This window comes from Pseudoalteromonas aliena SW19 (assembly GCF_014905615.1).
GTDB classification, from domain to species: Bacteria; Pseudomonadota; Gammaproteobacteria; order Enterobacterales; family Alteromonadaceae; genus Pseudoalteromonas; species Pseudoalteromonas aliena.
The window spans coordinates 762,717-782,439 of record NZ_AQGU01000025.1 but is presented as its reverse complement, the minus strand read 5'-3'; the positions used below and the strand labels follow the sequence as shown (position 1 = coordinate 782,439).

General features: G+C 39.9%; 15 protein-coding genes. 3 read left to right on the top strand and 12 right to left on the bottom strand.

The window, feature by feature from the left end:
- Position 1: 1 nt before the first annotated feature.
- Together PALI_RS08985 and phnW are read left to right on the top strand one after the other, a co-directional pair.
- Positions 2–3,037 carry a TonB-dependent receptor plug domain-containing protein gene (locus tag PALI_RS08985; protein ID WP_193155633.1) on the top strand — a complete coding sequence of 1,012 codons (3,036 nt, stop codon included), beginning with the start codon at positions 2–4 and terminating at the stop codon, positions 3,035–3,037.
- Positions 3,038–3,179: 142 nt separating this feature from the next.
- Positions 3,180–4,283: a 2-aminoethylphosphonate--pyruvate transaminase gene (phnW, locus tag PALI_RS08980; RefSeq protein ID WP_193155632.1), complete on the top strand. Its 1,104-nt coding sequence runs from the start codon at positions 3,180–3,182 to the stop codon at positions 4,281–4,283.
- Between the two features lie 35 nt (positions 4,284–4,318).
- Here the strand turns inward: phnW and PALI_RS08975 are convergent, their stop codons facing one another.
- From PALI_RS08975 to PALI_RS08920, 12 genes are all read right to left on the bottom strand, one after another.
- A complete protein-coding gene (locus tag PALI_RS08975; protein WP_193155631.1) occupies positions 4,319–5,005 on the bottom strand; it encodes a GntR family transcriptional regulator in 687 nt (228 codons plus the stop codon).
- A gap of 166 nt (positions 5,006–5,171) precedes the next feature.
- Positions 5,172–5,783 carry an HD domain-containing protein gene (locus tag PALI_RS08970; RefSeq protein ID WP_193155630.1) on the bottom strand — a complete coding sequence of 204 codons (612 nt, stop codon included), beginning with the start codon at positions 5,781–5,783 and terminating at the stop codon, positions 5,172–5,174.
- A gap of 6 nt (positions 5,784–5,789) precedes the next feature.
- On the bottom strand, positions 5,790–7,190 hold the full coding sequence (locus PALI_RS08965; RefSeq protein ID WP_193155629.1) for an FAD-dependent oxidoreductase: 1,401 nt from the start codon (positions 7,188–7,190) through the stop codon (positions 5,790–5,792).
- On the bottom strand, positions 7,190–7,999 hold the full coding sequence (phnX, locus tag PALI_RS08960; RefSeq protein WP_193155628.1) for a phosphonoacetaldehyde hydrolase: 810 nt from the start codon (positions 7,997–7,999) through the stop codon (positions 7,190–7,192). The genes PALI_RS08965 and phnX overlap by 1 nt, the downstream gene beginning before the upstream one ends.
- Positions 8,000–8,007: 8 nt before the next feature.
- Positions 8,008–9,318 (bottom strand): DUF5690 family protein, encoded by a 1,311-nt coding sequence (locus PALI_RS08955; protein WP_077538277.1) that lies wholly within the window; start codon positions 9,316–9,318, stop codon positions 8,008–8,010.
- A 45-nt stretch (positions 9,319–9,363) separates the two neighbouring features.
- Positions 9,364–12,183: a TonB-dependent receptor gene (locus PALI_RS08950; protein ID WP_193155627.1), complete on the bottom strand. Its 2,820-nt coding sequence runs from the start codon at positions 12,181–12,183 to the stop codon at positions 9,364–9,366.
- 551 nt (positions 12,184–12,734) lie between these two features.
- Positions 12,735–13,178 carry a ferritin-like domain-containing protein gene (locus tag PALI_RS08945; protein ID WP_193155626.1) on the bottom strand — a complete coding sequence of 148 codons (444 nt, stop codon included), beginning with the start codon at positions 13,176–13,178 and terminating at the stop codon, positions 12,735–12,737.
- Between the two features lie 174 nt (positions 13,179–13,352).
- Positions 13,353–14,291 carry a LysR family transcriptional regulator gene (locus tag PALI_RS08940; protein ID WP_138586400.1) on the bottom strand — a complete coding sequence of 313 codons (939 nt, stop codon included), beginning with the start codon at positions 14,289–14,291 and terminating at the stop codon, positions 13,353–13,355.
- A 16-nt stretch (positions 14,292–14,307) separates the two neighbouring features.
- Entirely contained in the window at positions 14,308–16,026 is a 1,719-nt protein-coding gene (gene aceK / locus PALI_RS08935; RefSeq protein WP_077538274.1) for a bifunctional isocitrate dehydrogenase kinase/phosphatase, read from the bottom strand.
- A 105-nt stretch (positions 16,027–16,131) separates the two neighbouring features.
- Positions 16,132–16,617: a DUF4124 domain-containing protein gene (locus tag PALI_RS08930; RefSeq protein ID WP_138586401.1), complete on the bottom strand. Its 486-nt coding sequence runs from the start codon at positions 16,615–16,617 to the stop codon at positions 16,132–16,134.
- Between the two features lie 100 nt (positions 16,618–16,717).
- Positions 16,718–18,211 (bottom strand): DUF3413 domain-containing protein, encoded by a 1,494-nt coding sequence (locus PALI_RS08925; RefSeq protein ID WP_193155625.1) that lies wholly within the window; start codon positions 18,209–18,211, stop codon positions 16,718–16,720.
- A gap of 5 nt (positions 18,212–18,216) precedes the next feature.
- Positions 18,217–18,429: a YejL family protein gene (locus PALI_RS08920; protein WP_007375276.1), complete on the bottom strand. Its 213-nt coding sequence runs from the start codon at positions 18,427–18,429 to the stop codon at positions 18,217–18,219.
- A gap of 62 nt (positions 18,430–18,491) precedes the next feature.
- Between PALI_RS08920 and yejK the strand changes: the two genes are divergently transcribed.
- Entirely contained in the window at positions 18,492–19,508 is a 1,017-nt protein-coding gene (gene yejK / locus PALI_RS08915; RefSeq protein WP_077538271.1) for a nucleoid-associated protein YejK, read from the top strand.
- Positions 19,509–19,723 lie beyond the last annotated feature (215 nt).

Sequence of the window (19,723 nt, the reverse complement as noted above, 5' to 3'; positions counted from 1 at the left end):
TATGCAAATCAAACATATGTTAGATAAAGTTGCATCTATAGAGATCACACGTAAAAAAAATATTAAAAAAAAGAAACAAAGCCATAGAGGATTTTTGTTTGTCAGTTGTTTATATAAGTTGCGCAGTAACCATACGCATTTATTGGGTGGTTTAAGTGTGCTTGCCCCCGCGATTTTTAGTATCAGTGTGCAAGCCACAACTCAAACCACTGGGCAAATGGTGCAATTTGATATAAAAGCGCAGCGAGCAGACAAAGCCTTAATTGAATTTGCTAAGCAAACCGAGCAAACCGTGGTGTTTTCTTATGAGTTGGCAAAGCAATATGATGCAAATTCAGTATATGGATTTTATACCCAGCTAGATGCATTAGCAGCATTGCTAGGTGGAACTGAGCTCGATGCGGTTGTTGATCAAAATGGATTACTGAGTATAAAACTCAAACAAATCAACAGGAATGATAACAACATGATGAAGCTTTCAGCGGTCAGTGCAGCCATATTACCCGCGTTACTTGCGGTAAATTCACAAGGTGTCAATGCAGCACAAGAAGTTGCTCAAGAAAAAATTGAAAAAATTGCTATTGTCGGTAGCCGCGTAGCAGGGCGTTCAGTTGAAGATTTACCCGTTCCAGTAGATATTTTAAGTGCTGAAGCGCTTGAAAACACAGGCCAAACCGAAGTTGGCCGTATGTTACAGTCTATTGCCCCTTCATTTAACTTTTCAAGCTCGTCAATTAGTGATGGTACCGATGCATTAAGACCTGCCACACTGCGTGGTTTGGGTCCAGATCAAACACTCGTGTTGATCAACGGTAAACGTCGCCACCAAGCAAGTATTATTCATATCAATACATCAGTAGGACGTGGTACTGCGGGGACTGATATGAATGCAATTCCAGCCTCTGCTATTAAACGCATTGAAGTACTGCGTGATGGCGCTGCGGCTCAATATGGCTCTGATGCAATTGCCGGTGTTATTAATATTGTTCTTAAAGATGGTAGCGAAGGCGGTAAAGCGGCTATCAATTATGGTCAGTATTCAGAAGGTGATGGCGAAACGATTAATGTTGATTTTAATAAAGGCTTTGCGCTTGGCGATGACGGTTATTTAAATGCAACAATTAATTACCGCGACCGTTCGCCCACTAATCGTGCTGGTTTACATGGCTCTTGCCAATTCTACGGTTGTACAGAGCTAAGTGACGGTACTTTATTGGCTGGTGATCCGCGTGAAGTGAGCGCAGACAGAGATACATTTAGAATTGGTGATGCCGACTCTCAACAGTTTGGTTTAACAATTAATACAGGTTATGAGTTAGGTGATGGCGAGCTTTATGGTTTTATTACTTACTCGACGCGTGATAACGAATCGGCTGCGTTTTTCCGTCATAATGCAAATGCGGGTGGTAACCCAGTACTACAAGATAACGATGCGACAATTCCGTTAGGTTTCTTACCAAAAATAAACACCACTATCGATGATATTTCCTATAACTTTGGTTACAAAACACAATTTGATAATGATGCAAGCCTAGACTTATCTTACACGTACGGTGAAAACAGTATTGATTACACAACAAGTGACACAATCAATGCTTCATACGCTAACTTTTTACGTTATGACCAAGGGTTAAGTGCTGCAGATATTCGTACAACAATCCCTCGTGAAGCATATGCCTATGGTATGGAATTATCACTGCAAACCATCAATCTTGATTTTACGCAAAACTTTGATGATTACTCTTTAGCGATGGGTGCTGAAATTCGAACTGACGAATACCGTATTTTAGAAGGTAATGAATACGCATACCGCGATTACGATACAAATAACGGGGTAAGTATTTACGACGGGTTAAGTGGTGGTGTAGGGAGCGAAAACGCATCTGGCGGCACGCAAGGTTTTGGTGGTTCATCTCCCGCTTCATCTGTTGATGAGTCGCGTGATGTCATTTCATTCTACATAGACGCTGAGGCATATGTAATAGACGATGTCATTTTATCGGGCGCACTTCGCTACGATAACTACAAAGGCTTTGGTGATACTGTTAACTTTAAACTAGCGGGTAACTGGTCAGTTACTGAGGATATTTCATTACGCGGTGCATTAAGCTCAGGCTTTAGAGCCCCGTCTATGCAACAGTTATACTTTAATAATATTAGCACGCAGTTTGTTGTCGGTCCAAATGGTACATTGGTTGCTGAAGAAGTGGGGACATTCAGAAATGATTCAACACTTGCGCAAAGTTTAGGTATTCCAAAACTGACAGAAGAAAAATCTCAAAATCGCAGTTTAGGTATTGTGTATAACGTAACAGATAACATTAACGTGACGGTTGATTACTACTCGATAGATATTGACGATCGTATTGTTATCAGTAATCGTCTAGGCAAAGGGCTTTCTTCTAGCTTAGATGCCGCACTAGTTAGCTCTGGTGCAGGTGCGGGTCAGTTTTTCTTAAATGGTGCTGATACTGAAACGCGTGGTATCGATTTTGTAGCAACATGGAATACAGAAGGTTTAGGCGGCACACTTGATTTTACACTTGCTGCTAACTTTACTAAAACTGACGTTGTGTCGTTATTTACACCAGCAGGTTCAGGTTTAGAAACTGTGCCGGTTGAAGATGTATTCTCAGATCAAGAAATTTCAATCATCGAAGAATGGCAACCAGAGGATCGTATTAACTTAAGTGCGCTTTATCAACGCGATGACTGGACGGTTAATTTATCGCTTAATCGCTTTGGTGAATACACGGTTGAAGATGGCGGCAGTCAAACGTATTCAGCAGAAATTTTGACTGATATTAAAGTGAATTACTTTGTTACAGAAGACCTATCTGTCAACATTGGTGCTAACAATTTGTTTGATGTCTATCCTGACAAAAACAAAATTGGTAATTCACGCTCAGGCACCATTGTCGATGCAAATGGTAATACTATTGTAAGTAGCCCTGGTGTATTTGAGTACTCACGCCGTTCAGCGCCATTTGGCTTTAATGGTGCTTATTACTATATCGGCGCAGAATACCGTTTTTAATAAATAACTCTCCCTTTGTTATTTAACAACCTAAGGGCCGAAAGGCCCTTTTTTTGCTTTGATCTGTCATAAAAATTTCACTGTTTTTTCAAGTTAAAATCTTCAATACTGTCTGGACTAGACCAGATTGAGTGGAATAACTATGAATGATTATTTATTACTAACCCCAGGGCCGCTAAGTACTTCTGATACAGTAAAAAAAGCGATGCTAAAGGATTGGTGTACATGGGACGATGAATATAACCAAGGTGTAGTTCAGGCAATTAGAGCTAAGTTGGTGGCACTTGCTACGGCACATCCAGGTTACACCAGTGTGCTAATGCAAGGCAGCGGAACAGCGAGTGTAGAGTCTGCTCTTGGTAGCTTAATAAAAAGCAGTGATAAATTGTTGGTTATTAATAATGGGGCATATGGTGAGCGAATAGGCGAAATTGCTGCCTATTTGAATATTAACACACACATTATCAATTACACCGAAACCCAACTACCGAATGTAGCTGATATTGAAGCTGTTTTACTAAACGACTCTGACATTACGCATATAGCAATGGTTCACTGCGAAACAACCACGGGTATGTTAAATCCAGCCGAAGCAGTGGGGCAGTTGGCCAAAACGTATAACAAGGTGTTTGTTTTAGATGCAATGAGCAGTTTTGGCGGGATCCCTTTCGATTTGGCTGATTGGCATGTTGATGTGATGATTAGCTCGGCAAATAAATGTATTCAAGGTGTACCAGGTTTTGGTTTTGTGATTTGCAAACACCATCTTATAGCGCAAAGCGAAGGCGTTTCACGTTCCCTTTCTTTAGATCTCTTTGCACAGTGGCACTGTATGGAGAAAAACAATGGTAAGTGGCGTTTTACTTCACCAACTCATGTCGTACGGGCTTTTTATCAGGCATTAGTCGAACTTGAAGAAGAGGGAGGGATCACAGAGCGTTATAAACGTTACAAGGAAAACCAGCACATTCTTGTCACGGGAATGAAAAAGCTTGGTTTTTCTCCTTTATTAAATACGTCAGTGCATTCACCGATTATTACCTCGTTTTTATCGCCAACAGGACAGGATTACGACTTTAAAACGTTTTATAATGCACTAAAAAACCAAGGATTTGTGATTTATCCGGGTAAAGTGTCGGATGCGGATTGTTTTCGTATTGGTAACATTGGCCACGTATTTGCAGCTGATATGCATCGCTTGCTTGACGCCGTAGCAAGTAATCTTTATTGGCAAGATACAGTATAAATTGAGCAATAAAAGCGATACTAGAAGTATCGCTTTTATTGGCCTTCGACAATCATTTCAATCGCATTGTGTAACCAATATTCAATATTATGATCAACCAATTTTTGTTGCTCATCAAAACGTTGACGCACTACTTTTAAGCATGGTGTACCACTGTTTTTTTCAAGCATCTCGCAGACATTGTCAGGAAGCACCGTTACGCTAATAATGCTCTGTTCTTTTACTACATTTGTTGCATATTGTTTGGCCATGATCTCGGTAATTGAGCTATTTAACGAATGCTTATTAAGACCGTCAAAGCGCTGTGCATCACAAAAAATGTCTTCAAACATAACTGCACGATTGTCCAAGCTACGCACACGCTGTAGATGATATAGACTCTGTGCGCTAAAGATATCGGTAAAATTAATGTTATCAATTTTGTTCACACTCACTAAACGTGTTTGTGCTGTGAAGCCTTGCTGCTTAGCAAGTTCGTAGAAGTTAACTTTTGTTGCGGGATGCCATTTTAGTTTATGTGGAGTGACAAACCAGCCTTTTCGTTTTTGACTATAAATTAATCCTTCTGCTTCTAATCTGATCAATGCTTCACGCACAGTAATACGTGTAGAATTAAAGTGCTCTTGTAAAGCCCGCTCTGAGGGCAGCTTACTGCCCGTAGCAATTTCGTCTTGCTGGAGTAGGGTGAGGATATAATTGCGAATTTCTTGAAATAAAAGCATAGTTTTATGTTTACCGTTCATTGACTTGAGGTGTGAATAATTAACCCATCTCAAACGACCACTGTTAACGCTTATAGCATTCAGTTTATATTATTAAATCAGTATGTTAATAAATATCTTAACCAAAATTTAGGTTAATTATTTGCCAGCTTAGTTTAGGGTCAGTTTATCTTTCTAGGTTAAATTTTTTTGCGTATGCACTAACGTGCTGTAAGTACAGCTCAATTTTTTGTAACCAGTATGACAGAGCTGATGTAACCATATCTGGATCTTTACCTGCATCATCGAGATGACGTAATGTAAGTAAATCTTCAAAGTCAGGTTGGTTTTCAAAAACCTGTTGCTGATGTTTTGTTAATCCATCTCCTTGTTGCTGTAGTGTTTTTCGACTTGCGGTTGACAGTAAAGCACGATAGCACTTTGAAGTTGACACCAAATAACGCTTGGCCTGCACATGATATTGCACCATCCGGACCACTGCATGACTAAAATTGTGAGCTTTTAAAAAATCAGCTCCAAGCTGGCTATGATGAATATAGCCTTGTTGATTCATATCTGATTTTTGCTGGTGCTGTGCAATTAAGTGGCCAATATCATGTAAAAATGCGGCAATCACAATATCATCCTTGTGACCTTGGCGTTGCGCTAATGAGGCACATTGTGCACCGTGAGCAAACTGCGAACAGGCTTCATCGTAGTGAATATTACCGTAAGTGAGATATAAAAAACTAATTTCTGCTACTGCTGAAGCAATGGCAGGAAAATCTTGTTTAGACATTGTATATTACCTGAGTGATTGCGTGTCAACTTTTGCTGCACTGCCGCTGAGTTTATCTAAGTAGCAGTCTATTTTATGCGGTTGCAAGTTTAAATCTTCAGCCAACTCTTTACGGCGAATAGCATTACGCACAATATAGGCGCCAGCGGTACGAATAGGCTCTATTGGGAATTGCTTAAGTGGCTGATTTACTAATCCGCAGTGTTGCCATTGTGGATTATTATTAAGCACCATAGCTGAGAGTATTTTTGCGCCTAAATAAGACTGAACAATACCATTACCAGAATAACCACCTGCATAAAGCACGTGCGGATGTGCGTTTAAATGCCCGAAAAAAGGAAAGCCAGTGGCACTTCTGTCAGATGGCCCAGTCCATGTGCGTTCGATAGGCAGTTCATGCCCTTTGAAAAAATGAGCCAATGAGCTATTAAGTAATTTTTTATAGTGACTTGGTTGGTCAAATTTGGGGTGTACTTTATTACCATAACTGAAAAAATTTCCACCTTTGCCAAGCATTAAACGCCCATCTGAGGTGCTGCGGTAATAGTTAACAAAAGTGCGAGAATCAATAATTGCACTACCATGGTTTAACTTGAGCTGCTCAAGCACATCAGGTATTGGTTTGGTGATGATCATGTCACTTGAAACCAAGACTACTGAGCGGGAAAACTGGCTTTGTAAAGTGGGTAGCCACGCATTAACAGCAAAGATAAGGGTATTACAAACTAATGCCCCTTGATTGGTGGTGACATTTATTGGCTCATGCCCATGATGCTGTTTATAACGACAATGCTCAATAACATCAACCCCCATTTGTTGAGCAACACGCTTAAGCCCTCTGACTAATTTTGCTGGTTGGATACTGCCGCCATGAGCAGAAAAATGAGCATGCAAATTTTGTTTTGAGCCTGTTTGTAACAGTTGCTCAGCAGTGCACTTTTGCCAAGAATTGAGTTTAAATTGATCTAAACAATCCAAAGCGTTATCAAGCAAGCCCAGTTGTGCACGGTTAGAGGCGGTATAAAAACATCCGTCGATTCTGCAGTCACAGTCAATACCTTGTTCTTTTGTGAATGCGCTTATTTCATGCACGGCTAGTTCAGATTGCTTAACTAAAAATAGCGCGTTATCTAAACCAACAAGCTTAATTAGGCTAGGAAGCTTTGTTGACCAGGTTAGCATTGCGCCGCCATTTCGCCCAGATGCGCCTTGGCCGCATAATCCTTGCTCAATAATGGTTACTTTTTTTGTAGGATGTTGCTGTTTAATATTGATTGCAGTCCAAAGGCCGGTGAACCCGCCACCAATAATGCACACATCAGTGTGATGCCCTTGGGGTAATAAATGAAAAGGCGCAGCGGCCTCCTCATTTATAGCGCTATCAAACCAAAAAGGTTGATATGTCATTAAGGGCGCTCTCCACGTGCAAGTCTTGCTTCAATTTGCATAAGAATAGGCTCAATATCAGCGAGTGAATCAATCACGTAATGTGCGCCACTGTAATAAAGTTGTTGGTAGGCTGTACGAATAAGTTCATCTTGTTCGGTTTGTGAACATGCTTGCCATTGTGACTCTGTTAGGCCCACTGCATTGCCTGTTAATGCAACGCCGACTGTCCACATTCCGGCGTTTAAGCCTTCTGCAATACCAGGTGCTGAGTCGTCGACTTTAACGCAATGTGCGACATTGCTGATCCCCAATACATTTACATTTTCAAGAGCCATCCAAGGACCAGGGCGAGATCCCGCTGATAATTCATCGCTGCCTACGCTGTGATCGGGTTTATAACCATATTCAGCCGCCGCAACTTCTAATATATCCATAACTTGGCGAGGATAACCTGAGCAACTGCCTATTTTCAAACCTTGTTGCTTTAAGCGATTTAACACCGGTAATACCCCTGCAATTGGCATTGCTCGCTCAGCGACTTTGGCTTTTTGTAATGGCATAAAAGTCTCGTAAATATGATCAATTTGGTCATTACTCATAGGCGCACCAAACTGTGTTTGCCAACGCGCTTTAATATCGGCAAGTGATCCTAATGTTGCGATGTGATCCCATTTACCCATACCCATTGGAATGCGCGCTTCTTGTAAACTGATTTCGAAATTAAACGCGGTTTTAAATGCTTCAACAAAAATGGTGGTTGGAGCAACTGAGCCATGATCAACAACCGTGCCGGCCCAATCTAAAATGAGTGCTTCTAACTTTGTCATAATGTTCCTTAAATATTTATAGAGGCCAATGTTGGCGCAGGTGTTTTTTGTGTAGATAAACGAATTGAAAAGTAACTTAACGAGCACAGAACTAAAAACCCAGCCACAGTGCCGACCCAATAACTGGCCGTAATAAAGAAGTTCAGCCAACTGATTTCAGGCATTACAAAGGTGCGATAGAGTAAAATGCCCACAGAGCCTAAATAGCCAGCAGAGTCGGCTAGATATATTAAAAACCCTGCGTTAGCTGTTGAACCAACGGCCGAAATCATTCGATCAAATAAGAAGCAGTTATAGGGAATGTAGCTAATATAAAGGCCTGCACCGAGTAACACCATCCAGGCTTTGGCGCTAAGTAATTGACTTTCAAAAGCCAAAGTGCTGCTTATAAGTAAGCAAGCGCCAAATAATATAAATGCATGATTAACGTAAAATGCGGTTTTATTATTTTTCACCAGTACCATTGCGCCCAAAGCGATTAGTACGATGAGTGCCATACGGATCCCCGCATAAGCAAAAATAGCAGGCTCTTGCCCGTACCCCAGTGCTTGCCATATTTCTGCTGCAAAGTTGTCACGAAAATCACGAAAGCCTGTAAAGAGTAAAAAGCTCAATATCAAAGCGCTGATACCAAACCAATAACGTTTAAAAAACTGCCAGCGTGCTTTGGCATCCATAGGTAAGCGCTGTTGACGGGCTTGCTGATCTGCCAAGGTTGGATCAGGTAATAATGTTAAACATTTAACACTCAGTAATAGTATCGGCAAAAAAAGCGCGCCGGTTGCAGCAGGCATCCACAGTTCAGGCACATTTAAAGTGTCAATTAGCCATTTACCAACACTTCTGACTAAACCAGAGGCGAGAATAAAGGTAACACTGAGCACCGCACCAAGAATTTCAGAGGTGCGTCTGCCTTCTAAAAAACTAAACACTATTCCCCAAATCATGCCAAGCGATAAACCGTTAAAAAACAGCCAGACAATATTAAAACCAACCGGTGTGATGGCAAATAAAATCAGCGATAATTCGGCACCCGCGATCATGGCAATGATCGCTAGACCGCGTTGTTGGTGACGCATTTCTGCAATGACCTTAACGCCTATAAACTTAGCGCATAGATAGCCTAAAACTTGTGAAAGAATTAAAGCTATTTTAAAGCTGACTTGCCAGCTAGGATCGTCAAACTCGGTGTAACTATTTGCAGTAAAGGGCTTTCGAAAAGCGTACATACAAAAGTAAGTCATAAACGCAGAGCTGGCGGCGAATAAAACAAAGCCAATACCGTGAGCACGTTTTAGCCATTGTGGTTGAGTAAACATAAAGCAGTCCTTTGCGGAGCATAGCCCCGCACAACATAAAAGTGATCAGAATTGGTAATTAATGCCAATCATGCCACGCACACCGTAATATTCGACTTGCAAAGGGCGACTCTCATCGCCTAAGTAATATTTAAGTGGCTCGTTAGTTAGATTGTTTAACTCTAAATAGACTAATGCATTATCGTTAAGCTGATATGACGTAGTAAAATCAACACTGGTGTTATCGCCATAATAGCTATCAGACTGTGAGTTGCTGCCATGCTCTTCGATATATTCGCCTTTATAGTTAAGCGCAATTCGCGCAGCAAAAAATGAATCATCGTAGTACAAGGTAAAGTTATATAAGTTATCGGCTTGGCGTGAAATTGCGACCTTGTCGGCTCTGCCTGGGATGCTCATTTGTGAATCCATAAATGTAGCATTGACCATAACGCCCACACTTTCCAAAGCAGGATTAATAAAGGCTAAGTCACGATTAAAAGCCATTTCAACTCCAGCAAGCCATGCACTATCCCCATTTTCTGGGCGAATAATATTGACGCTACTTTTGTTGCCAAACTTACCCATTGAGCTACTTTTAAAAATAGGGTCGCTGATATCTTTGTAGAACACCCCTGCAGAAATTAAACCGACTCTTTCAAAAAAGTACTCAGCCATAAAGTCGAGATTATTTGAATAAGTAGGATCAAGCTCTGGATTACCAGTAACAAGTTCGTTTTCTGCTTCTAAATAAGTTGCGCCAGGGGTAAGGGAGCCAAAATCAGGACGAGAAAATGAGCGAGTTAACGCTAAGCGATAGTTTGTTTGCTCATCAAAATGATAGGTAAGGTGCAATGCTGGTAACACAGAGAGATAATCGTTACTTGCGCTGCTAGGGATGACTTTATCCTCGTCGGCTAAATACAGGTAACCGTCAACTTTCGTATCGGTTTGTGTTAATCGTAATCCACCTAACATTTCCCACTGGCTATTAAAGGTATAAGTTGCCATTGCGTATAACGATGCGTGCTGTTCACTCACATCAAAATTACGACCAAGTGCACCGCCATTTTCGATTAAAGCAGACTCACTCTTATCGAGTACAAATTTTTCTTTATTTTTATTCCAAAATTGTGCCAAAGCATCAGTTGCGGCAACCTGCGAAAATTGACTTTGATAGTCAACATTTAGCTCATTTAAGTAGTCATTTCTGCCTGGTTGGTCTGACAAACTAAAGTCACTTAACGTAGGTGCTACGCCATACTGAGCTTCATCCCATGCGTAAAACTCATCACTAAAACGCGCTACGCGTTCTTTATCACGATATTTAGCACCTACTTTTAATATTAAATCGCTGTCTAGTTGCCATTCAAAATCTGTGCTGGCGACAATTTTATCTTTTTCGTTAACGAATACTTTATAAAGCTCTACCCAAGAGAGCTTTGCTTTACTGGGATCGAATGAAAACCCATTGGGTAAGTGATTACTGATTGCATTCCAAGGATCGCTGCCGTTATCAACCGTGTTATAGGCATAATTTTTACCCGTTCCACGGTCTTCTAGCCCTTGATAGCCGACATCTTTTTGATCAAATCGCACGACAAAATAGCTGTTGTCATCGGTATTAGGCGTATCACCATAACGAAACTCGTTTTCGTAACTAGAGAGTTTCCATGAAAGGGTTTTGTCGTAACCGAAGTAGTGCTCACCGGCAATCTCGAAACCGGTCATTTCAGTGATTAATTCATTTCGAATATGTTGTACTTCTGCGCGGTTTTTATCAAAACGCATGCGGTGTTTGTAATGCGTTTCATCATCTATTAGTGTGCCATACATAGCTGTAGCACTTAACGTTCCTTGTTCGAGCTGATATTCAATAGCACCATTGAGGCCATAGGTTTCACGTGTACCCGTGTAATCTCGTAGCTCTAATCGATAAATACCTAAGCCGTCATTACCACGACGAGGTTCATAGTTATCAGTAGCCCAATCTCGTTGCCAAGCGGTCGCATTAATTAAGAACCCTAACTTGTCATCAAGGAGTCTGTCTCCGTAAAGTACATTAGCGGAGTAATTTGTACCATCAGCTAATTCATTTTGGCCAATAGCAAGATTGGTATTAAATACAAAATCATCGGGTGCTTTTTTGGTTACAAAGTTTACGTTGCCGCCAATCGCATCGCCTTCAATATCAGGTGTAAGTGCTTTAGATACCTCAACAAATTCAATCAGTTCGCTGGGGAAAAAGTCAAATGCAGTGGCGCGGCTGGTGGTTTCTTCCTCGGCGGTGGGCAAACGATCGCCATTTATACTTGCAGAGCTCCACTGTGCTGGTAAACCGCGAACGGCAACAAAGCGACCTTCGCCTTGATCTCGCTCAATTGATACACCAGGAATACGTTGCACAGCTTCGGCAGCATTTCTGTCGGGGAGTTTACCAATCCCATCTGCAGAGATTATATTTTTAATGCTTTTAGCATTTTTTTGGTTATTTGCAGCGGCCATTTCACCACGTTGAATTTGTCCTACGGCAATAATTTCTTCAATAGCATTGTCGTTCGTTACTGCGAAGAGGGTGATTGGTTTTAGTTTTTTTACCTCATCTTCTGCGATATTTATATCAATTAAATAAGGTTGATACCCTAAGTAAGATACTTTTAATTGATAACTACCCGCATCAAGCTTAGGTAGTTCAAATTGGCCTTGATAGTTGGTAACCGTACTTTTATCAGTGCCTACAATGCTAATTAACGCACCTGATAAATGTGTTTTGTTATCTTTTACCGTACCTACAAATGTTGCGTTTTGAGCTATGGCATTACAAGTGATGAATAACGGGCTGGTACACAGTAATACTGCCGTTGCTATTGCGTGTCGTTTTATCATTAAATGAACCTCATGTTTTCTGGTCTAGTCCAGATTGGTGGGGTTAATAATAGAACGCTATTTTTACAAAGATGTGACGAAAAAAATTTAAATCAAAAAAAATGAAAAAAAAGTATTTTAAGGCTATTAAGTGAGATGAAAATTGGCGGGAAAGTGGCAAAACAGTTGATGTTTTACCACCGAGGATAAATAATCTGAATGTTAGATAATAAATTTATCTAACGTTAGGCTTAGATTGAATAATTAAACCCAATCGTACTAGGGCGTGTTGATCTTTGTGGATTGAAATTTGTTCAATCTAGGGGCGATTAAATCGCGGCGCGAGGTTTGTAACCTAGTGGGCTAAGTAAAAACCGAGCAACAAAGAGTTAATCGTCCCTAGAAAGAACCCAAAGGGCAGCGCATGTTTGGCATTTATGCTGCGTTATCGCCTATTTATGGGGAATAACCACACTACATAGGCGCTGCCTTGCCTAAATACCAAACAGTCTGCTGCAAAATTAATCACGAAAGGTCAACACGGCCTAGGTTTAATTATATTTTAGCAATGACTAATTTTTTTGCATGCGACTCATTTCTGCATGACAGCTTTGCATTGTTAGCAAGGTTTTAGCTAGTGCCGCTTCACAATCAGCAGGTTGTGGTTTATCCATTGCTGATTTAATTTCTGCGAGTGTTTTATCTTCAACCTCCTCAAGCTCTTTTACATATATGCTGTCGTTGTTTGAGCTAAATGTAGTGAGTAACGCGGTATAAGCACGGCGTGCCTCAATAGCAAATGAAGAACCATCCTCACGCTCACCTTTTTCGTTAATAGCATAAGGTTGCAGGCGTTCAACGCTTACTTTTCGTGCGTCAATCATACGCTGAAAAAGTGCACCAATTGCCGGGTCTTCAATTTTTTCTTGAGCCTTTGCATAAAAGTCGATGCCACTGTTCATTACTTGGATGATGTCTGTAATATGATTTACTTCTGTTCCTTGATGGGTGTTCATAATGACCTCTTTAATTAAATGAATGTAAACTTCTATTTAACTGAAGCAAAGGCCGTTCCATAAAGTTTGTTTTTTAACTTAATGATTTTAAATGTTTATTTTTATTTTTTAGTAAAAAGGCTAATTGTTTTTTAAATTAGCCTAGCAATTTTTACAAGGGATCGTGTAATAAAGTTATTTTAGCTCTTCTGCCACCTCGGCTACTTTTTGACGTAGCCAAATATGGCTAGCATCTCTGTGTAAAAGTGGGCTCCAGATCATGTCAAGCTCAAAGGGCGGAATAGGAAAAGGAGGTTCTAAAATTTTAAGACCAGCATCGTCTAGGTAAATATTTGCGGCTTTAGATGGTAGAGTCGCAATCAGGTTTTTCTCTTTTGCTAAATGAATTGCTACATGGTAATTACGTGTAAACGTAGCAATATTACGGTGCTTACCAAAGTGTGCGAGTGCTTCGTCAACCCAACCTAATTTTTGTACGTCTTTTGGATCCATACCCACACCGACGCCAAAACCAGTTTTACTCACCCATATATGACGTGCTTTTAAATAGCTATCAAGACTGAAGTTTTCAATTATTGGATTATCGGCTTTTACTAAGCAGCAAAAGCTATCTTTCCAAATACGTTTGTGATGAAACGATTGCGGTAGATTTTCAAAGCGGTTGATTGCCATATCTACTTTACCATTTTCAACGTCATGAAAGGTAACATCACTTGGCGTGAGTATGTCTAAGGTTGTATCAGGCGCTTCTTCGTGCAATTTACTTAGCAGCTTAGGGGCAAGGGTGCTGGCAGCGTAATCGCTGGCCATTATTCTAAATACACGCTTACTCTGGCTTGCTTCAAACTCTCTATTAGGGGCGAGAGTCTCTTCAAGCGTCATTAAGATGCCGCGTATCACAGGTTGCAGCTCTAATGCGCGCTCTGTAGGGACCATACCATCGCTGGTACGCACTAAAATCGGATCGTTGAATAGGTTACGCAATCGTTTCAGGCCGTTACTCATCGCCGGTTGTGTGATACTTAATTGGTTTGCAGCGCGTGTTACGTTACATTCTCGCAGTAGTGTGTCGAGGTAAACGAGTAAATTTAAATCTATTTTACTTATATTCATGTATCTGTCCTTGCGTTTACCAGTGGTGGATAAAACGCTGTGCTGTCGGATATGGATAAATGTGACTCACTTGCCCATCCTTTACATTCTGCTGTGCTTGCTTCCAAAAACTAACATCAAGCAATTCAGGGTGCGTGCTTATCAAAAACTGTTTGTAAGTCGGGTTAGGTGTAACAAAGGTACATAACTGCTCAGGAAAAACATCTTGGGGTGCGACCGAGTAGCTCTGTTCGTCGGTTAAATAGTCGTCGTAACTTTTTGGTTTCGGTAGTTCTCTAAAGTTCATGTCTGTTAAATATTGTACTTCGTCGTAATCATAGAAAATAATGCGCTTGTGTTTACTTACCCCAAAGTTTTTTAAGAGCATATCACCTGGAAATATATTAACGGCAATCATTTCTTTGAGTGCTTGGCCGTATTCTTCAATGGCATCTGCTGCGCTTTCGTCATCTGCATTTTCTAAAAACAGGTTCAGAGGTGTCATACGCCGTTCAATGTAAAGGTGTTTTATTATCAACCAGTCTCCTTCAATAACCATAGATGAGCCAATTGTTTTATGTAACTGCTCAAGCAAGTTACTATCAAAACGCGACAAAGGAAATACAACATTGGAATACTCTATGGTATCGGCCATACGGCCTACACGGTCATGGCTTTTTACTAGTTGGTAGCGTTTTAAAACAGTGTCGCGGCCAAATGGCTTGCTTTCACCAAATTTATCTTTTATTACTTTAAATACGTAACCAAATGAGGGCAGTGTAAATACCATCATCACCATACCTGGGGTGCCAGGTGCTATGGTAAACTCGTCATTCGAGTGCGTTAAGTGATTTAAAAACTCACGATAAAACTCTGTTTTACCTTGTTTATGAAAACCAATAGCATTGTAAAGCTCAGCAATAGTTTTATTGGGCATTAATTGATTTAAAAACCGAACTAGCGCCGAAGGGGCATGCGTTTCTACCATAAAATAAGCACGCGCAAAGCCAAAAATAACACGCATTTGTGATGATTTAGTGAGTAGGGCGTCTAAATATAGGCCTTTATCTTCATGGTGAAGGACTGCAATAATAAATGGCTGCACACCGCTTTGAGAAACTACTCGGCCAACGATATACGCGGCTTTGTTACGATAAAATGCAGTATGGAGTATATCAAAACGCATTTGCCATGGCTGATGGTGTGTGTCGGGCGCTTGTTTATAAAATGCCTTAACAAGCAGGCGAATATCACGCTCTAAATCGACAAACGGGGCTTTAAAATCAAAATGGTTAATAATGCGCTTAATTGTTGGTTTTAAGCCATCAACTACCGGGAAATAACTCCGGTACTCAGACTCTACCGGTACCGATGGCGCATCTTTTAATGTCGCCTGTACAAATATAAAGTCGTTGTGAAAGTAGCGCCTGTGATACAAACGACAAAATACTGAATTATAAAATGTTTCAGCAAGCTCGGCTTGAGGGTGAAAGCATAAAAAGTGTTGATATACTTTTTTTACTTCAAGCCAAAAAACTTCGTCGAGGGTATCTGTAGGATGGGCTTTTTTTAAAGACTGGGTGGTTTCGTTAACACGATCATCATAATAACTAATCCGCAGGCGGCTAATATCATTAATTGCTTGCCAGTTTTTATTAGCGAAAGCGAGCGGGGCTTTAGCGGTGATTTTTTGAAATAGTTTATAGTGCTTTTTAAAGCCGGTTAAAATTAATTCAGCAATATTACGTGGCTGCATAAGCACTCCTTAATACATGTTAGAGTTTATACTCTATTGTGTTAAGGGTATGTTATTTTGGATTTAAAACCAAGCTAAATTACGCCTTACGCCTTTATGCGAGTTTTATTTTGTTTGCTGGTATAGGGTTATTTCTTTTTCGAGCTTTTTAATTTTTTTAGAAATAACAAAGGCTTCTTTTTTATGTGTTTTATTTATTAACTTGATCTGTTTAGTAATATCTTTAGCAATACGCTTTTTGTCATCATCACTTAGAATATGACTGAGCCGTTGCTGTTGTTTATATTCGTCGCGCTGTTTTTCACGGTCGAGTATAGCTAATTTATGGTTATTACTTCGAAGCTGAGCTTGTAACATGCTTAGTATTCTTTCACGCTCAATATCGTTTAACTGTTTGTTGTAATCTGTTTTAGGAGCTGTTTGGAGTACGTTGGTGGTATTTACTTTGTACGTAGTTGCTTGATCATCACAAGGGAATTGAGAAAATATAGTCCCTTTTGCTGTGACACATTTGTAGTAGGTTGTGGCGTTACTGCATAGACTAATTGAGAAGCAAAATACATATAAAAAGTAACGAGAATGTTTACACATAACTGCCCTCCTTGGATTTGTTTTACTTTGCTAATAGTGCACGTGAAAGTAAAACTATAACCTAGCATGGCGGTTTAGCAAGCTAGGTTATGCGCGGCAATTACTGCGTAAATGTTTTTAATTTTTTAATGCTTTGAACTAAAAATGGAATATCTAGCCCTTGCTCTATAGAAAACCCCTCAGCGGCAGAGATATTTTTAAAGTTTCCATCTGAATCAATAAGTGTAATTCTATCTTTCTTATAAGCTATCACCACGCCTTGGGAGTAATTTACGCCCATGTCGTCTTTTTTCTTGTATAAATTAACACCCAGCATAGTTTGTTTTGCAATAGCTTTGCAATTTAGATACTGACCCACACTTGTTGCCATTAAATCGCTTGGCTGAATTAGTCCATCTACTTTTGAAATTCGCTTATCAGAGCTATATAAAACAGAAGTCGTCACAACTTCTTGGCTATCACTTGCTAAGCTGAAGGCGAAAAACTGGCTAGTTTCATCATGAGAGATCAGCGTGTCAGACCCTTTAATAACTCTAATAACGCTATTAGTGTGGGCTTGATCGTTAATAAAGCTTAGCTCGTCTATCCCTTTTATTTCTATGCTTCGACGCTGACTTTGCCAAGCGGGTAGCGTTTTATCTTTTAAAATTGCCATTTTATAAAAAGCGGGCAAACCATATACTAAGCTAAATAGCATATCGTCATGATCTGTTGGCTGCAAAAATTGCTTTGTTTTATAAACTGTTTTATTTGCAATAAAATCTGCAAGTTGTTTATCTGTTTCAAAAACAAATATATCAATATTCTTTTGTGCATAATCGTCACACTTTGCCAAAGGTGTCGGTATTTGGTAATTAATATTTTGGTTATTAATTTTAACGTTATGTGCTTGGTTGTAGCTCTCTATATCAAGCAAATCGTTTTTAGCTAATAAGCTTTTAGCTGTCGTAGGATACGAAAGTGGTAGGACGTTATCTTGCTTAGTAATATCAAATTTTAAATTTGCATCGGCCCAAATATGAATGCTATGGCTAAGTGCAAAACACATAATTAAAAATGAAATTGCATATCGAGCAAATTTCAATTGTTTTAGTTGTTCTAAACGTTGCCACGTAAAGTTACTGACAATTAATTGAAATCCTAATATGAGCAGAACAACAGCGCTTGCAAGTATTGTTGTTAACGCCGGAGAGCTAGTTAAGCGATGCCATAAAAGCGATAAAATTTCTGGTAAGGCCGATGTGCTTAAATGATACCCTAAATTAAAATAGACATAAGCATCAAGCGTCAGTAACGAAGCCCCACACGTAGCAATGACAGCAGCCATGCCGCGAATATGTCTGGGGTAGGGGAAAACTAAACTAAGCGGGAATACCGTCAGCACAAACGCTATAAAGGCAATAAAACTAGTGTGGCTTAACCATGTCACTAGCATATAAGTGATGCCCATAAAGCTTGTTGGCGGCGAGTCGGCAAATAAATAGCTTAAACTAATTAAGAGCGCTAAACCGATATTGGCAAAGGTAAACCAATGCCCCCAGCTTAACAACTGACTCGCTTTTGATGAAAACTGATTGTGCTGCGATAAATTCATAGAGTCTATTTAACCGACTGTGAAAGAGCTTTTGCAAAGTTCTCAGTGACGGCTTGTCTTTTCCCTGTTGGTACATGCTCTTTTAGGATATGCGTGATAGAATTTCCTAAACACATTAGACTTAAATCAACCGGCGCATTGTGCTTAGTTAGCACATCAATAAGCTGATCGACGATTTGTTCTACTTCTTCGTTAGAGTATTTTGATAAGATTGGCATCAGTTGGTTCAATAAAATAGTTATATTCCCGTATTTTAACACTAGAGGCGTGAAAAACAAAGATGACAACAGACGTTAAAAAATTAGTCGTTCATTATGTAGACAAAAAAGACGATGATACGCAAATTCACCTTCGAAATGATGAAATGATCATTAATGACAAAGTGGCCGTGTTTATTGAGCAATTGCATCATGCATACAATGGCAAGCCTGGTAAAGGCTACTGTGCGTTTAGTGGCGATAAAAACAGTGTTGTTGCGTCAGCAATGCAAAGTTACCGCAATGACGAGCTTGGCTTTTGGCACATGACAGAGCAAGCCTCAACAGTTTTAAAAGAAGAACTTGATAAGTATGCATTTAGCGAAACAGGCTATTTAGTATTTTGTCATTATCAGTATGTCGCTACCGATTACATGTTAATTGCGATGATTAACATTAAAGAGCACTACTCAATGACTTCAGAGCTCGATTTAGCGGCTTCTCGTCATTTAGATATATCTCGTATGCAACTTGCAGCGCGTATCGATTTAACAGCGTGGGATACACAGGCAGAAGATAATCGTTATATTTCGTTTATTAAAGGGCGTGCGGGTCGTAAAGTTGCTGACTTTTTCTTAGACTTTTTAGGCTGTGAAGAGGGGATTGATTCAAAACAGCAAAGCCAAGTAATGCTTAGCGCAGTCGAAGATTATTTATCTGAGCAACAATTTGATAAATCAGAAAAGGATGATTTACGTAAACAAGTGTTTGATTACTGTAACGACTGCGTAACTACTGGTGAAGATGCCAGCGTAAGTGAGCTTTCTGCAACGCTTACAAAAGGCGATGACAGCCCGTTTGACAGCTTTTGCAAAGAACAAAGTTACGACTTGGAAGAAACTTTCCCTGTGGATAAAAAAACCGTAACCAGTATGGTTAAATTTTCAGGGCTTGGTGGAGGAGTAAGTGTAAGTTTTGAGCGTAAGCATTTAGGTGAACGTGTAACGTATAACGAAGCAACTGATACGTTAGTGATTAAAGGTATTCCGCCAAACTTAAAAGATCAGCTACAACGTTTTATGGAAAATGAAAGCGAATAATTTTTTGATTTAGCAGAAAGTTGATTTAAGAACGCGATATTTATATCGCGTTTTTTATACGCTGTACTTGTTCTGGTTTATCATTTTATGCTGGTTGGTATTATTAGTGATTACGGGCGTTGCCCGTCACGCCAACAAGTTGCGTGTCTACAAGTGTGTGTTCATAAGTTGGGATTATGCAGGGTGTTAAATTGTGGCTGTAGGCGTAAAGCATC

Bases quoted from the DNA above. Each gene is read 5' to 3' on its own strand.
- PALI_RS08985 (WP_193155633.1), top strand. From the start codon at position 2: ATGCAAATCAAACATATGTTAGATAAAGTTGCATCTATAGAGATCACA.
- phnW (WP_193155632.1), top strand. From the start codon at position 3,180: ATGAATGATTATTTATTACTAACCCCAGGGCCGCTAAGTACTTCTGAT.
- PALI_RS08975 (WP_193155631.1), bottom strand. From the start codon at position 5,005: ATGCTTTTATTTCAAGAAATTCGCAATTATATCCTCACCCTACTCCAG.
- PALI_RS08970 (WP_193155630.1), bottom strand. From the start codon at position 5,783: ATGTCTAAACAAGATTTTCCTGCCATTGCTTCAGCAGTAGCAGAAATT.
- PALI_RS08965 (WP_193155629.1), bottom strand. From the start codon at position 7,190: ATGACATATCAACCTTTTTGGTTTGATAGCGCTATAAATGAGGAGGCC.
- phnX (WP_193155628.1), bottom strand. From the start codon at position 7,999: ATGACAAAGTTAGAAGCACTCATTTTAGATTGGGCCGGCACGGTTGTT.
- PALI_RS08955 (WP_077538277.1), bottom strand. From the start codon at position 9,318: ATGTTTACTCAACCACAATGGCTAAAACGTGCTCACGGTATTGGCTTT.
- PALI_RS08950 (WP_193155627.1), bottom strand. From the start codon at position 12,183: ATGATAAAACGACACGCAATAGCAACGGCAGTATTACTGTGTACCAGC.
- PALI_RS08945 (WP_193155626.1), bottom strand. From the start codon at position 13,178: ATGAACACCCATCAAGGAACAGAAGTAAATCATATTACAGACATCATC.
- PALI_RS08940 (WP_138586400.1), bottom strand. From the start codon at position 14,291: ATGAATATAAGTAAAATAGATTTAAATTTACTCGTTTACCTCGACACA.
- aceK (WP_077538274.1), bottom strand. From the start codon at position 16,026: ATGCAGCCACGTAATATTGCTGAATTAATTTTAACCGGCTTTAAAAAG.
- PALI_RS08930 (WP_138586401.1), bottom strand. From the start codon at position 16,617: ATGTGTAAACATTCTCGTTACTTTTTATATGTATTTTGCTTCTCAATT.
- PALI_RS08925 (WP_193155625.1), bottom strand. From the start codon at position 18,211: ATGAATTTATCGCAGCACAATCAGTTTTCATCAAAAGCGAGTCAGTTG.
- PALI_RS08920 (WP_007375276.1), bottom strand. From the start codon at position 18,429: ATGCCAATCTTATCAAAATACTCTAACGAAGAAGTAGAACAAATCGTC.
- yejK (WP_077538271.1), top strand. From the start codon at position 18,492: ATGACAACAGACGTTAAAAAATTAGTCGTTCATTATGTAGACAAAAAA.